Source organism: Paraglaciecola sp., assembly GCF_051252315.1.
GTDB lineage: Bacteria > Pseudomonadota > Gammaproteobacteria > Enterobacterales > Alteromonadaceae > Paraglaciecola.
In genome coordinates, this window is record NZ_JBPOFP010000003.1 from 1 (window position 1) to 14,480 (window position 14,480).

Below are 14,480 nucleotides of genomic sequence, written 5' to 3' on the forward strand. Positions count from 1 at the left end.
GTTTAAGTGCGCAGTATTCGGTCAGTGAAGATTTAACGTTAAAATATGCTTATATTGATCAACGTAATAGAATTTTTGCACAAGACGCTGATGTTGATGCAAAAGATCATTTATTCAACGCTTCATATAAATCTTCTGTCGGAACATTAACCGGATATGGATATTTACTTGAAGCTGATAATGGCACAGAAAATAGCCTAGATACGTTCGGTGTGAGTTTTAAAGGCGCTACCAAAGCTGGCGATACAAAAATAACTTATGCTGCTGAATATGCGTCTCAGAGCAACGAAACAGCGGCTACTGATTTTAGTACCGATTATTTGATGTTAGAAGCAGCGGCGGTATTTTCTGGCGTGACAGCTAAAGTAGGTTATGAAGTATTAGGCTCTGACGATGGTATGAAGGGTTTTGCCACGCCGTTAGCGACTCTTCACAAGTTTAACGGTTGGGCTGATGTCTTCTTAGGTACACCAAATGAAGGTTTAGTTGATACTTCTTTCACACTTGCTGGTAAAGCATTAGGTGGTGGTTGGACAGTGGTATATCACAATTTTGAAGCTGACAGCTCAACGGCAACAGTCGATGACCTAGGCAGTGAATTAGATATTTCATACGGTAAAAAGTACGGTAAACATTATTCTGCTGGTATCAAGTACGCGGCGTATTCAGCTGGTGATATTAAAGTTGATACGGATAAAGTATGGGTTTGGGTTGGCGCTAAGTTTTAATTAAGCCAACTTGTTTACTATATAAAACTCTAGATATAGGTAAAACATTAGAATTACGCTAATCTTGATTGGTTAAACCCGCTTATTTGCAAAGATAAGCGGGTTTATTTTTATCTGCTAGTTTGGATTGGCTTATTACAAATTCCATTAAATAACTATTAGGCACTTTGTTACATCTGAAAACTGGAATTAGTTAATACTAAGCAGTACATTTAATAATAACTCAGTGAAATTAAGGCAGCATCATGACTCATCACCATAAAATTAATTATATTGAAATTCCTGTTAAAGCAATGGCCTCAAGTAAAGCATTTTTTAGAGAAGTGTTTGGTTGGGAGTTTAAAGATTATGGGGACGATTATGCAGCGATTAATGGGGCGGGAATTGATGGCGGTTTATTTGTTTCTGAGAATAATGTGTCTGTTGAAAATGGCAGTGTATTAGTCGTTCTTTACAGTAATAACTTGGAAAAGAGCCAAGAGGATATTCTAGCTGCGGGTGGAAAAATTAAAGTACCTACATTTGATTTTCCAGGTGGTAGACGTTTTCATTTTACTGATAGGAACGATAATGAATATGCTATTTGGAGTGAGAAGTAACAGACCGACCGTAGTAGGGGCGGGAGACCTTCTTTATTTTATAAAAAAAACGCGCTAACAGCGCGTTTTTTATGAGATAACTGATTAGTTCACTCTATTTTAAATTAGGTTGAAAATTTAAAGCTTTTACTAAGTGTTTTCTTTGCCATAGAAATATCTGAATCCTGTTCGCCAACAATCACTAAACTAGCTTGATTAAAATCAACGGTTTGGCTTTTATAGGTTTTGTCATTTGACTGACTCTTGTTGTCGTAATTGTCATTATTAGGTACCACAAATACAGATACTTTTTGTCCGTTTAATTGCATCACCATATGTAGGCTTCTGACATTATCAAAATCACAAAAGTTGGCATAATAAATCTGGCCAATCTCACCAGATAGTTGTCCACCAAAACTGGCTAGTTTGGCATTAACCTGCTGGATGCTAATGTTTTCATTAGCATCCAAGGCGTAACCTCCCTCAGCACGAACATGAGCGATAGCATGTTCGGTCATATTAATAAGGTTAACCTGTTGCCATAACGTAAAACTGATACCCATTATAAATGCGACTGAAGCGGCCATTGCCAACTGAAAGCGATGACGCTTTTTCGTGACCTGATGATTATGCATGGTTTGACGCAAAATCAGTTTGCTAGCCAGATCTTTAGGCACTTTGACTTGGCTTGCATCACACATTTTACGGTCAAGCTCTTTTAACTCTTGAATAAATTCTTGTTTTTTAGGATCGTCTTGTGATGCTTTTAATACTTCTTCATCGGTAGAGTTGGGATCTGCATACAAAGTACGACGAAATTCTAAATCATCCATTGTGTACCTCCCTTAGCGTTGTGGCTTTTTCTAATGCTTCTTTAACTTGGTTTCTGGCTCTGAATAACCGAGTCATTACCGTGTTTTTATTTAAATCGAGTTGTTTAGCTATTTCTTCACCGCTATAGCCAAATACTATCTGCAACATCAAAGGTTCTCTATATTCTTCATTGAGCGAAGCCATAATTGTTCGTAATTCTTTATGCTCAATTTGAACTTCGTTACTGAGAGACTCGTCAATAACAGACACATCATCTATATCAACTAAATCAAATTGTTTACGTTCAAAACGTCGGGCATTTTCCCTACGTAAAATGGTAATTAACCAAGACTTAGCCGCCTTTTCATCTTTTAGTGAATCTAAAGATTTCCAAGCTCTAAGAAAGGTTTCTTGTACTATGTCTTCCGCAACGGATTTGTCTTTTACCAACCAAATCGCGTAGCGGTATATATCACTATGAAGAGCCAGTACTAATGCTTCATAGCGTTGTTGTTTATTCGCCATATCATTAGAGACCGAGGCATTGTTACTTTGCTTTCGTGAAAACATTTTTAATTACCTAATCTTTTGGTAGGCAAGAACCAGAACATATTAAGCATTAGGATACAACGGCTGTAAAGACGAATTCGCTTTATTTTGCTGTGACCAGCTTTTTCTAAGCTCACGTAAAGTCGAATGTAGTTCATCACTATTCCAGCTAGCTTGAGTTTTAGCGTATCGAGCGGCTAATAAATTCTCAATTTGATTATTTAGTTTCTGGTTATTAATTAACTTTAAACTTTGCTCTAAGCTTGCTTTTCGGTGGTTAGTTAAGTGAGCTAACCATAGGCTAAGTTGTGAGTGTATATCTTGAGTTCGTCCCTGATTAAGGGCTTTTTCTAAATCCTTCCAAGTGGATTTTTCATTTTCTGAATGTCGTACTTCTGATTGTACTGAAGTGAGGTTTTTTGTAGACCGATTAGAAACATGTTTCCACCATGCCAATAGGGTTATTAACCACAATACGAACAAAGAAATGCTTAACCATTGCCAATATTGCTCAACACCTTGCACTTGTATCGTCGATGATGGAGCAGCATTGTCTTGCGCACTCGGTGTTATTGGGATCGCCGTTTGAGTGTTGGGTAATCCGGTACCAGGTTGATTGACAGCCGGTTTCACTTGTATGGTTTTGGCTGCCAAAATGGCGTATTCCGTTTTTTGAGTGATAGTATTAAACCACGGGATTTTAACCTCAGGTATGGTTAATGCTCCTGCCTGGCTAGGAATGATTGCAATGGATTCTTTACGTTGTGCGATTAAGGTATTGTCTTTTTCTACTGTGGTGGTTTCAGCTTGATCTGGATAGGTTTTCACAGAATCAGGGTATTGACTATTGATAGTAGGAAGTTGTTCTTCAATGACACCCATAGCGGTTAAGGTGATAGTGCGTGTAATTGGCTCTCCCGCAATGTAGCTATCAATATTTCCTTGCCACTCATCATCTAGTTGTACGAACTCGCTAGGTAACCAGTGCTCGTTGTACTTGCTAGGGATGGCCAACACTTCAATTTCTTGAGCGGGTCCAACACGATTTACTGCTTTGCTACGATTGAAAAAACCGAAACTTTGACGACTATTGTCGACGACTTCACCTTCAAAAAGAGGCCCTTCAATAGTAAATGTTCCACTTTGTTGCGGAATAATGGCAAAGGAACGTTCAATTATACGGTAGCGCTTGCCGTCTACTATTTGGTTGTATTCTTTGTCTTTACCGATTTGGCGAATATCCGCATTTTCTAAGGTTGGACTGGATAAACTACCTCTTTGGAGATCTTTTGCTAAGTGTAACTTAACCGTGTAATGAACTTGTTGTTGTAAGTAAACTTTGTCAATGTCGACGTTAGTGGTGATAAATAAATCCCGACCCTGTGAGCTATTATTGGTTGTTGGAGGGACGACTATTAAGTCTATTTCCTTTGTTTTACTGCCGGCAATGTCAAATTCAGGGATCTGGTAGATGCCCCTCTTTTTGGGAATAAGTACGGTTGTCCACGTAGTGCTTCGTGTGGTTGTAAAATTAATCATCTGAGTTTGTGAACTTACAGAGGTTCTACCTACAGTAAAATCTTTGAGCAAAGGTGAAGAATCAAATGCACCTCTGTCTACATCACCTTTTGCTTCTATGGTGAGATTAAACGACTCGTCAGCCATTACAGGGTTTTTATCAACACTTGCGGTGACTTCCACTTGTTGAGCCTGTAATGAGGTACTTAACGCCAATAAAACGATACTTAATCGGCCAAAACTATTTATTAAACTTTTCACTACTACCAATTCCCCTGAATATTTGTTGGTAACCTTTCTCTTTTGCGTCGTTGAGCTTCAATCTGCATTTTGCGTTTTAATAAAAATGCTGGATCATCTGGTACTCGGTTTAACAAGGTTTGCATGCGCTGCATTTGTTCTTTTTGCTCGTCGGTTAACTCTTCTTCTTGACCTTGCATTGCTTGAGCTTGTTGCTCTTGTTCTGATTGGTTTTCAGTTTCTTCTTCGTTTTGTTGCGCAGCCTGCTGTTCTTCAGACTCGTTTTGTTCTTCTTCGGTTTGCTCGTTTTGTGCGCCTTGCTGCTCTTCTTGTTCTTGGTTTTGCTCAGATTGACTGTCTTGTCCATCCTGCTGTTGCTCTTGTCCATCCTGCTGTTGCTCTTGTTGCTCTCCTTGCTGGCTCTCACCGTCTTGCTCTTGTTGATCGCCTTGCTGGTTCTCGCCATCTTGTTGTTGATCTTGGTCTGACTGGTCGCCTTGTTCGCCATCAGATTGATCTTGATTCTGTTGTTCTTGTTGTTGTTTTAATTTTTCCAATAAAGCCTTATTGGTCAAAGCATCCTCATGATCTGGTTGTTGTGCTAATACTTGCTCGTAAGCGGCGATGGCTTTGTCTAACTCTTGCATTTGAGCCAGCGTATTACCCATATTGTATAAAGCTTGTGGACTGTCTATTTGAGAGTAGGATTTTAACGCTTCTTCATAATTTTTATTTTTGTAGTGTGCATTTCCTTGCCACATTGGGTCGTTGAACTTTTCAGCTGCTTTTTCGTAATCCGTTTTTTTATAGGACTGCATTGCTTGTTGATTGTCAGTTTTCCACATATCTTGCCACCAATCAGCTTGTGCAGATGGTGTATATACAGGCAGTAAAAACGCGGCAAATATTACGGTTATGATACCTCGCCTAAATGCGTAAGCTGCAATTGGTAATAGGATTAATAATAAATATGGCCCCATTTCTTGCCATTTGTCGCCAAAGTTTTCTTTGTCCCCTTGTTTTTCATTCTCTTCTTGGTCATCGTTTTGCTCGATAAGGCTTTGGTCAATCAAATAATTAATGTCGCTGTCATCAGCTTGCATAGGGGCATATCTGCCGCCTGCTGACTTGGCAATGGAGTTTAAGTTACTGGTAGTTAATTTAGGTATAACAATAGCGCCGCGGCTGTCTTTTAATAATTCGCCATTGTTTAACTGAATAGGTGCGCCTTCCTCTGTGCCTACCGCCAATATCGATAACCTATACAATGAGTTATTGAGGATCTCGCTGACCTCCTGCATTTGTTGGTTTTCAACACCATCGGTTATCCAAAATATTTCACCTTGTTGGTAGCCGGCATTGGTTAACAATTCAATTGCTGATTGCAAACCTAATGCTGGGTCACTACCTGCAATCGGCATGATTTCGGGGGTTAAACTTGGGATCAGTGTTGTGAGGTTTTGTGCATCTGAACTTAACGGACTTATAGTGAAAGCGTCACCCGCATAGGCCACTAACCCGGTTTCTCCCTCGGTTATAGCATTAACTAAATCTATTGCTTTGTATTTAGCTCGGGTAAGTCGATCGGGAGTAACATCCGTGGCTCGCATTGATAAAGACATATCAATGAGAACGACTTTGCCCGTATTGAGTTGATATACAGGCTGAGGCAGCCTTTCCCATGTAGGGCCAGCTAACGCTAGAGTGGCAATGATCCAAGCTAAAGCTAAAAGAAACAGGGGAGGCCGTGTTTTTTTAGCCCCTTCACTGGTCATTAGATGTTGATACAAATGATTGGCTAAAACAGTTTGCCAACCAGATTGTTGTTTTTGAATATGCCGAGTTAACCCAACAATGGCTAAAAGCGGAATAATTGCCCACAACCAATGTGGACGAATGAAATGAAAGTCATGTAAATAGGACAATTGATCCATCATAGGTTGCCCCCAATATTTTTTGTGCGATTATTAAATAACCATTCTTTAAGCAATGGTCCAAGTGCCATCAGTACAGTAAGAAGTAGAGCTATTCCCAAAGGGTAAAAGTACAGAGCTCTAAGTGGACGCATCTGTTTACTTTCTCTGGCGATTGGTTCTAATTCATCTAAGGTGGCATAAATTTGTTGTAAGGATTGTGCATCTCTTGCTCTGAAATATTGGCCTCCAGTAGAGGTGGCAATTTGTGTCAGCATATCTTCATCGAGATCTTGAGATGGATTAACTTGCCTATTGCCAAAAAAGCTCTGAACCAACATTTTGTCTGCACCCACGCCTATAGTGTAGATAGTGACTCCGTTGTTCACGGCTAATTCATTGGCTTGTTCAGGTGTAATATTCCCTGCGGTATTTTGACCATCGGTCAATAATACCAGTACTTTGTTCGACTCTTTACGTGCTTCAAAACGTTTAATCGCTAATCCAATGGCATCACCAATGGCGGTTTGTTCACCTACTAAACCAATTAATGATTCATCTAAAAGTTGGTTAACGGTTTCTCTATCGTAAGTTAGTGGTGCCTGCAGATAGGCTGTATCTGCAAACAATATTAATCCAAGTCGATCGCCAACACGGCGTTGGATAAAATCGCTTAACACAAATTTGATCATGCTTAGTCTGTCTACTTGTCGTCCTCTGACTTGCATGTCATCAATTTTCATACTTCCGGATAGATCCACCGCTATCATTAAGTCCCGCCCTTCTGCTGGAATACTGACAGGCTCGCCTAACCATTGAGGTCTAGCTGTGGCCAACACCAATGCAATCCAAGCAATGATGGCGAGTAATAGTTTTAGTTTATTTGTGCCCTTATGAGTTTGCGTGGTTTCTATACCCGTGGTTAAACTTGGTACTCTAAGGGCTGCTTGTTGCCCTTGCTTTTTACTCGGCAGCAATAAGGCTAATAAAGGTAAGGGCAGGGCATATAATGCCCAAGACCATTCAAACTCAAGCATAATTCTGCTCCAGTTTTTGTTTTGTTTTGTTTGATGGAGGCACAGCTATTTTTATCCAATTAGCCGCAAGGCTTTGATAATCTGGTATTTCGTTTAGGTCACTGGTATTAGTGGTTTCACTATGTTTGCGATATAAATTATTTTGTAACGCTTTAATTTGACTAGACAATTTAACTTCTTGTTTAGAAGGTAAAGTGGCCAAAAGAAACTGTGCCCATTCATCACCATGTAACTTTTGAACAGGTGTACTTGGAAAATAAACCATGCATACACGTTTTAATAACTGGTTGATTTGAATAGAATAATTGGGTTCATCGCGGTTAATTTGTTTTAATTCTTGAAGCGCCAGTTTTTTGTTTTTTCTAATGGCATAATATTTAAGTAGCCATTTTGTACTTAATACTATTACCAGTAAAATGACAAAGGCCAATATCCACCACCCATAAGCGAAAGGCCACAGACCGATTTCCGCTGGATTATGAATATCTTGTAGGTTTTCTAAAGGATTCATTAACGTCTACCTCCAGAAAACGGATCGAGTTGTTCCGTTAATGGAACGCCTGCGCTAATCTCAACGACTTGCACTTTACATTGTTTAAGTGTGTGTTTAAGTTTGTCGAAATAAGTTTGATGTTGTTTACTGTATTCCTGCTCCGTGCCTTTTTCACCTAAAAGTATTTGTTGTCTATTTTTACCATCACTTAACGCCACTCTTTGGCTGGTTTTAACTTTAGGTAATTGGTGTTCAAAGGGATCACTTATAGGATGAGCTATCACTTCACAATGTTTACTTAATTGAGAAATATGTTGCTTAGCAATATCGTCTAACTGACTAAAATCACTAATAATAAATATTAGACTTCCGGGGTGGGCTAGACGACGTATTCTTGCACAGGCATCTGCTAATGTTACTTGCGGTTTTTGTTGATCTTGTGGCTGTTGTTGCACTTTAATCATGCTATTAAGAAAAGACAATACGGCTTTTTGTCGCGTGAAAGGTTTACATTCAATATGTTGGTGTTGGTTAAATACCAACCCACCTATTCGGTCACCGCGTTTTCGTGCAGCCCAGGCTATGAGTGAACTAAGATGTGCGGCTTGTACTGATTTAAAAAGGAGCCGGGTGCCAAATTGCATACTCGACGACAAATCAGTCAATACAAAAACGGGACGTTCTTTTTCTTCTCGATATAACTTGGTATGGGTCTTACCTGTACGCGCAGTGACTCGCCAATCAATAGCCCGAATGTCATCGCCAGCTTGGTAATGACGAGCTTCGTCAAACTCCATACCTCGACCTTTGGTTTTGGCCAAGTAAGCGCCGGCCAATTTGGCTTGTACGGCTTTACGAGGAGAAAGGTTTAATAACCCCGTTTTTCCTTGGTAATGGATTAATTCTTTTATTCCAAGATCAACGCCATTACTGTGATGTTTAGTTAGCCACTGTGCAATATCTTGCATGTTTTTACCTGTACTTATTCATAACGTAAATGTTTTTAACTTTATAGCTGTTAACCTATTGGTTTATAAATTAGCAACACTCAAATTACGGAACAGGTACTAGCTGTAAAATTTTGTCTAACACTTGGTTACGTCCAATACCTTCAGCTTCGGCTTCGTAGCTAAGCAAAACTCGGTGACGTAACACGTTATGAAATACTGCTTGTATATTGTCAGGGCCAACAAAATCTCTACCCATCAACCATGCGTGAGCTCGAGCACATTTGTCTAAAGCTATCGTAGCTCTTGGGCTGGCACCAAACTCAATCCAAGTAGCGAGTTCAGCGTTGTACTTTTCAGGTTGACGCGTGGCAATGATTAATTGCACTAAGTATTGTTCTAGGCTTTCGTCTAGATGAATTTTAAGCGCATCTTGTCTAGCAGCAAAGATATCAGCTTGAGATAAATTTGGTGGACTGACTGGATCTTTATGCATGGCCTCATCACGGGTTAAGCGCAATATTTCCATTTCGGTTTCTGCACCCGGGTAATCAATCTCTAAGTGCATTAAAAATCTGTCTAATTGAGCTTCTGGTAGGGGGTAAGTTCCCTCTTGCTCTATTGGATTTTGCGTCGCCATAACTAAAAATAATTCAGGCAAGTTATAGGTTTTATTACCTACAGTAATTTGACGTTCCGCCATCGCTTCTAATAAAGCTGATTGCACCTTGGCTGGTGCGCGGTTTATTTCATCTGCCAACACTAAGTTATGAAACAAAGGGCCTTGTTGAAATACAAAGTTACCCGTTTCAGGACGGTAAATATCGGTTCCTGTCAAATCTGCTGGCAGTAGGTCAGGAGTAAATTGTACTCGATGAAAATCACCCTCAACACTTTTAGCCAGTGCAGTTACTGCACGCGTTTTTGCGAGGCCAGGAGGCCCTTCAACTAATAAATGTCCATCAGCTAATAGCGCGACTAAAATGTTGGTTGTCAGTGTTTGTTGACCTATAACTTGACTGTCTAGATAGGCTTGTAATTGATTAAATTGAGCGACTGGCATGGCGTAAACTATTTCCTTCTTAACTGGGAATTATTTAAAACACAGTATTTCTTATAAAACTAACTGTCCTTACAGACAATGGTACCTGATATAAGGTTCATCCTCTGGAAAAACAATGTTACAAACCTTTTAATTTTTATAATTATTTGTAACGAGTGAACACAGGTGGAATACCCTTAATCTTCTATAATAAACAGAAAATCAACCTAACTTTGACTGTAGTTGCTAATTATTGTTGGTTAGTATGTTTTTGTTTTATATAGATTTAATTTGTTTGGGATGTTGGTTTTTTAGACCCTCTTGAAGTCCTGAGAGTATCTCTGTACAATCACTCAAAACGCCACAGGTCTGACCACTGGTTTTGCAAATTTAATAAGGCTAAATGATGACAAGTAAACAAATAGTTAAAACAAGAGACGGCGATAGGATCGCTATTGTTGCTGGCTTGAGAACTCCCTTTGCTAAAATGGCAACGAATTTTCATGGTGTGCCTGCTGTTGATTTAGGCAAAATGGTGGTCAATGAAATGATTACCCGTAATGATCTCGATCCAAAAATTATTGAACAGTTAGTTTACGGTCAAGTGGTTCAAATGCCAGAAGCGCCTAATATTGCGCGTGAGATTGTATTGGGCACTGGTATGGATATCAAAACTGATGCCTACAGTGTTTCAAGGGCCTGTGCTACTAGTTTTCAGTCAACTGTAAGTGTTGCTGAATCTATGATGTCTGGAAATATTAGTGTGGGTGTAGCGGGTGGAGCAGACTCTACATCAGTATCTCCTATTGGTGTGTCTAAAAAGTTAGGCCGGGCTCTAGTCGATTTGCAAAAAACGAAAACCTTAGGTCAAAAGTGGAACGTATTAAAAAAATTGGGTTTGAAAGACCTGTTGCCTGTTCCTCCGGCAGTAGCTGAATATTCTACGGGGTTATCAATGGGGCAAACGGCTGAGCAAATGGCAAAAACTCATCAAATTAGTCGTCAAGATCAAGATGCCTTAGCGCATAGATCTCATACACTAGCGGCGCAAAGCTGGACTGATGGTAAATTAGCGAACGAAGTGATGACCGCTTATCCAGAACCTTATAAAGCACCATTTGAAAAAGACAATAACGTACGTTTTGATTCAAAATTAGAAGGTTACGCAAAATTACGCCCAGTATTTGATCGTAAACATGGCTCTGTAACCGCTGCCAATGCCACGCCATTAACAGACGGTGCGTCTGCTATTTTAATGATGACCGAAAGCCGGGCGAAGGCCTTAGGTTATATACCTCTAGGTTATATAAAGAGCTACGCTTGGGCCGCGATTGATGTTTGGGAAGATATGTTAATGGGTCCTTCTTACGCCACCCCGATGGCATTAGATCGCGCGGGAATGACCCTAAATGACCTCACGTTAATTGAAATGCACGAAGCCTTTGCTGCACAAACGTTAGCTAACCTTAAAATGTTTGGCAGTGATAAATTTGCCCAAGACAAACTTGGTCGAAAGCAAGCTATTGGTGATGTGGACATGGACAGATTTAATGTTATGGGAAGCTCTTTGGCTTATGGACATCCATTTGCGGCAACAGGAACACGTATGATTACTCAAATGTTAAATGAACTTAATCGCAGAGGCGGTGGTTCAGGTTTATTAACCGCATGTGCCGCTGGTGGACTTGCAGCCGCTATGATTGTTGAAACGGAGTAGGGTAGAAATTATGACAACTATTGAAAACAACAAAACACAGAGTGCTTTTACCCTAGATGTGCGTGAAGACGGTGTTGCTATATTAACTATGGATGTGCCTGGCGAGTCTATGAACACGCTAAAAATTGAATTTGCAGAGCAAATTGATGCGGTATTAAAACAAATTAATGCAGATGCCAATATTAAAGGTGTGGTGTTGATTAGTGGTAAATCAAATTCTTTTGTAGCGGGGGCCGACATTAGTATGTTGGCGGCTTGTGAATCTGCCGCAGATGCCACTGCCATAGCAAAAAGTGGGCAAGACATGTTTCAGCGTATTGAAGATATGTCAGTAACTTTTGTTGCTGCTATTCATGGCCCCGCGCTAGGTGGCGGTTTAGAGTTGGCATTAGCTTGTCACTACCGCGTGTGTAGTGATGATCTGAAAACCCAAATGGGATTACCTGAAGTGCAATTAGGATTATTACCAGGTAGTGGTGGCACCCAAAGGTTACCGCGTTTAATTAGTGTGCAACAAGCCATGAAAATGATGTTAACGGGTGGCGCTGTTCGAGCTAAACAAGCTAAGAAGTACGGTATTGTAGATGAAATAGTTCCTCAATCTATTCTACTCGACGTAGCAGTAGAATTAGCCAAAAAATCAAAACCTAAGCGCAAAGGGCCTAAATTAGATCTGATGGGTAAGTTTTTAGAAAATACTGGTGTGGGTCGTAACTTGATGTTTAATCAGGCTCGTAAGCAAACATTAAGTAAAACTCAAGGTAATTATCCCTCACCAGACTTAATTATAGATTGTATCCAAACAGGGTTAAATAAAGGCTTAACCAAGGGCCTAGAGGTTGAAGCTAGGCATTTTGGTCACTTAGTTAAAACGCCAGAGTCAGAATCACTAAGAAGTTTATTTTTTGCCACCACCGAAATGAAAAAAGAAAACGGTGTACAAGGTATAGAGTCTGCACCTCTTGCAAAAATAGGTGTATTAGGGGGAGGACTCATGGGAGGAGGCATAGCCTTTGTCACAGCTGCAAAGGCCGGTTTATCAGCCCGTATTAAGGATATCCGTCCTGAAGGTATATCCAATGCAATAAAGTACAGTTACGACATTTTAAATAAAAAAGTTAAACGCCGTTTTATTAAAAAATCTGAAATGCAAAAACAATTGTCACTGTTAACCGGAACCTTGGACTATTCCGGACTAGGTAATGCTGACGTAGTGATAGAAGCTGTGTTTGAAAATTTAGAACTAAAACAAAAAATGGTTGAAGAAGTTGAGAATAACTGTGCACAACATACTATTTTTGCATCAAATACTTCATCTATACCCATCTCACAAATTGCAGAAAAAGCGCAAAGACCAGAGCAGGTGATTGGGTTACATTATTTTTCCCCTGTAGACAAAATGCCCTTAGCCGAAGTCATTGCCCATGACAAAACATCTGACCAAACTATTTCTACAACGGTTGAACTTGCTAAAAAGCAAGGGAAAACACCAATAGTCGTTAAAGATGGCGCGGGTTTCTATGTAAATCGAATTCTCGCTCCATACATGAATGCAGCAGCTGAAGCGTTAATGAGTGGCGAACCGATCGAACATATTGATAAGGCGCTGGTTAAATTTGGTTTTCCTGTGGGACCGGTTAAATTGCTGGATGAAGTAGGTATTGATGTTGGTACTAAAATAGGTCCTATTTTGCAGGCGCAATTTGGTGACCGGTTTGCTTTTAATCCCGGCTTTGAGAAAGTATTAGCGGATGATCGTAAAGGCAAAAAGAATAAGCGTGGGTTTTATAACTATTCGGGTAAAAAACCGGGTAAAGAAGTGGATGAGTCAATCTATACTATTTTAGGGCTCACTCCTTCTAGTACATTAAGTAAAGAGCAAATATCAGAACGTTGTGTCTTATTAATGCTAAATGAAGCGGCTATGTGTCTGGATGAAGGGGTTATTAGAAATGCGAGAGATGGAGATATAGGTGCTATCTTTGGCATCGGCTTCCCTCCATTTTTAGGTGGGCCATTCCGTTACATGCACACGCTTGGTATTGCTCATGTTATTGATCGATTAGAACACTATGAGTCATTATTAGGTGATAAATATGCACCAGCTGATTGTTTAAAGAAAATGGTTGAAGAAGGAAATTCTTTCTATTAAAGAATAATCTGATATACCTAGCTGGCTCAATTAATACTTGAGCCAGCTTTTTTTTGCCTGATTATTTAGTAAAATAGGGCCTATAAACTACCGATTGGTTGTTAGGGCGTAGCAGAAGGTTACGAGAGTGTTAAAATAAATCGGTAAGGGTGTGAAGATGTTGTTTGTATTAGGTTCGTTAGTATTCAGTGTACTGTATTATATTCAATCTCATAAAACAGGATTGACAGCTAAGAAGTGGGCGGTTGCAGGGTTAATATTTGGTCCTTTTATCTATCCATTATTTAAGTCTAGACAAAGAGTTAAGTTATTAAAATCCAGAGGGTTTGAAAGCGTATTGTTTCAAGTTTAACTTGGGAAAACGACACAATCATATTCGCTAAAAATCAAGTAGACGAATGAGTTGTTAAGGTGTTTGCTCGGTAAGTCCCTGTGAGCGGGTTTTGACTAAAGATAAAAAAGAGGTTCCCTCTCTTTTGGATTATCTTATCTTTACTTTGAAAGTTTAGATGTGTTGTCTTTAAAATCTAATAGTACCAGCTCTAAGACCGAATCTAATAGTACCAGCTCTAAGACCATTCTTAGTTGTTACTTTAGCTTTAGCCTGAGTCGTTTGACTTTTAGTTGGAGCTTGAACACTTTTTTCTGTTTTAGCTGCAACTGGAGTTGTTGCGAGTACCATTGCTACTGCATAAGCTTTTAACATCTTTTACTTTCCTCGTTTTTTTATTGACGTTTAAGTTCGCCGACATT

The 14,480-nt window shown here is 39.7% G+C and carries 13 protein-coding genes and 1 pseudogene; 5 read left to right on the forward strand and 9 right to left on the reverse strand.

Annotated elements, in window-relative coordinates; genetic code table 11:
• Both ACSHXM_RS00885 and ACSHXM_RS00890 read left to right on the forward strand, forming a co-directional pair.
• Nucleotides 1-728, forward strand: a pseudogene (locus ACSHXM_RS00885) (alginate export family protein); the annotation flags it as partial.
• Nucleotides 729-973: 245 nt separating this feature from the next.
• Nucleotides 974-1,327, forward strand: coding sequence for a VOC family protein (locus ACSHXM_RS00890; protein ID WP_435686826.1), 354 nt, complete (start codon nt 974-976; stop codon nt 1,325-1,327).
• Nucleotides 1,328-1,431: 104 nt separating this feature from the next.
• Here the strand turns inward: ACSHXM_RS00890 and ACSHXM_RS00895 are convergent, their stop codons facing one another.
• From ACSHXM_RS00895 to ACSHXM_RS00930, 8 genes are all read right to left on the reverse strand, one after another.
• The gene (locus tag ACSHXM_RS00895; RefSeq protein ID WP_435686827.1) at nt 1,432-2,139 is read right to left on the reverse strand and encodes a DUF3379 domain-containing protein; all 708 of its coding nucleotides are present in this window, start codon (nt 2,137-2,139) and stop codon (nt 1,432-1,434) included.
• Nucleotides 2,132-2,689 carry a sigma-70 family RNA polymerase sigma factor gene (locus ACSHXM_RS00900; protein WP_435686828.1) on the reverse strand — a complete coding sequence of 186 codons (558 nt, stop codon included), beginning with the start codon at nt 2,687-2,689 and terminating at the stop codon, nt 2,132-2,134. The genes ACSHXM_RS00895 and ACSHXM_RS00900 overlap by 8 nt, the downstream gene beginning before the upstream one ends.
• A 42-nt stretch (nt 2,690-2,731) precedes the next feature.
• Nucleotides 2,732-4,447, reverse strand: a complete 1,716-nt coding sequence (locus ACSHXM_RS00905) for a BatD family protein (RefSeq protein WP_435686829.1) — start codon at nt 4,445-4,447, stop codon at nt 2,732-2,734.
• Nucleotides 4,448-4,449: 2 nt separating this feature from the next.
• Nucleotides 4,450-6,363 (reverse strand): vWA domain-containing protein, encoded by a 1,914-nt coding sequence (locus tag ACSHXM_RS00910; protein WP_435686830.1) that lies wholly within the window; start codon nt 6,361-6,363, stop codon nt 4,450-4,452.
• Entirely contained in the window at nt 6,360-7,376 is a 1,017-nt protein-coding gene (locus ACSHXM_RS00915; protein WP_435686831.1) for a vWA domain-containing protein, read from the reverse strand. The genes ACSHXM_RS00910 and ACSHXM_RS00915 overlap by 4 nt, the downstream gene beginning before the upstream one ends.
• Nucleotides 7,369-7,887 carry a DUF4381 domain-containing protein gene (locus ACSHXM_RS00920; protein WP_435686832.1) on the reverse strand — a complete coding sequence of 173 codons (519 nt, stop codon included), beginning with the start codon at nt 7,885-7,887 and terminating at the stop codon, nt 7,369-7,371. Before ACSHXM_RS00920 ends, ACSHXM_RS00915 begins: the two co-directional genes overlap by 8 nt.
• Nucleotides 7,887-8,837, reverse strand: coding sequence for a DUF58 domain-containing protein (locus tag ACSHXM_RS00925; protein WP_435686833.1), 951 nt, complete (start codon nt 8,835-8,837; stop codon nt 7,887-7,889). Before ACSHXM_RS00925 ends, ACSHXM_RS00920 begins: the two co-directional genes overlap by 1 nt.
• Nucleotides 8,838-8,922: 85 nt before the next feature.
• Complete coding sequence (locus tag ACSHXM_RS00930; protein ID WP_435686834.1) at nt 8,923-9,879, reverse strand: AAA family ATPase; 957 nt, start codon at nt 9,877-9,879, stop codon at nt 8,923-8,925.
• 385 nt (nt 9,880-10,264) lie between these two features.
• Between ACSHXM_RS00930 and fadI the strand changes: the two genes are divergently transcribed.
• The 3 genes from fadI to ACSHXM_RS00945 all read left to right on the forward strand — a co-directional run bounded on the left by fadI (nt 10,265) and on the right by ACSHXM_RS00945 (nt 14,079).
• Nucleotides 10,265-11,575 (forward strand): acetyl-CoA C-acyltransferase FadI, encoded by a 1,311-nt coding sequence (gene fadI, locus ACSHXM_RS00935; RefSeq protein ID WP_435686835.1) that lies wholly within the window; start codon nt 10,265-10,267, stop codon nt 11,573-11,575.
• 10 nt (nt 11,576-11,585) lie between these two features.
• Entirely contained in the window at nt 11,586-13,727 is a 2,142-nt protein-coding gene (gene fadJ / locus ACSHXM_RS00940; RefSeq protein ID WP_435686836.1) for a fatty acid oxidation complex subunit alpha FadJ, read from the forward strand.
• Between the two features lie 157 nt (nt 13,728-13,884).
• Nucleotides 13,885-14,079, forward strand: coding sequence for a hypothetical protein (locus tag ACSHXM_RS00945; RefSeq protein ID WP_435686837.1), 195 nt, complete (start codon nt 13,885-13,887; stop codon nt 14,077-14,079).
• A gap of 168 nt (nt 14,080-14,247) precedes the next feature.
• Here the strand turns inward: ACSHXM_RS00945 and ACSHXM_RS00950 are convergent, their stop codons facing one another.
• Nucleotides 14,248-14,433, reverse strand: coding sequence for a hypothetical protein (locus tag ACSHXM_RS00950; RefSeq protein WP_435686838.1), 186 nt, complete (start codon nt 14,431-14,433; stop codon nt 14,248-14,250).
• Nucleotides 14,434-14,480: the final 47 nt, after the last annotated feature.

Coding starts and splice junctions, on each gene's coding strand:
- ACSHXM_RS00945 (WP_435686837.1), top strand. CDS start 13,885: ATGTTGTTTGTATTAGGTTCGTTAGTATTCAGTGTACTGTATTATATT.
- ACSHXM_RS00895 (WP_435686827.1), bottom strand. CDS start 2,139: ATGGATGATTTAGAATTTCGTCGTACTTTGTATGCAGATCCCAACTCT.
- ACSHXM_RS00920 (WP_435686832.1), bottom strand. CDS start 7,887: ATGAATCCTTTAGAAAACCTACAAGATATTCATAATCCAGCGGAAATC.
- fadJ (WP_435686836.1), top strand. CDS start 11,586: ATGACAACTATTGAAAACAACAAAACACAGAGTGCTTTTACCCTAGAT.
- ACSHXM_RS00890 (WP_435686826.1), top strand. CDS start 974: ATGACTCATCACCATAAAATTAATTATATTGAAATTCCTGTTAAAGCA.
- ACSHXM_RS00910 (WP_435686830.1), bottom strand. CDS start 6,363: ATGATGGATCAATTGTCCTATTTACATGACTTTCATTTCATTCGTCCA.
- ACSHXM_RS00930 (WP_435686834.1), bottom strand. CDS start 9,879: ATGCCAGTCGCTCAATTTAATCAATTACAAGCCTATCTAGACAGTCAA.
- ACSHXM_RS00950 (WP_435686838.1), bottom strand. CDS start 14,433: ATGTTAAAAGCTTATGCAGTAGCAATGGTACTCGCAACAACTCCAGTT.
- ACSHXM_RS00925 (WP_435686833.1), bottom strand. CDS start 8,837: ATGCAAGATATTGCACAGTGGCTAACTAAACATCACAGTAATGGCGTT.
- ACSHXM_RS00900 (WP_435686828.1), bottom strand. CDS start 2,689: ATGTTTTCACGAAAGCAAAGTAACAATGCCTCGGTCTCTAATGATATG.
- ACSHXM_RS00915 (WP_435686831.1), bottom strand. CDS start 7,376: ATGCTTGAGTTTGAATGGTCTTGGGCATTATATGCCCTGCCCTTACCT.
- fadI (WP_435686835.1), top strand. CDS start 10,265: ATGACAAGTAAACAAATAGTTAAAACAAGAGACGGCGATAGGATCGCT.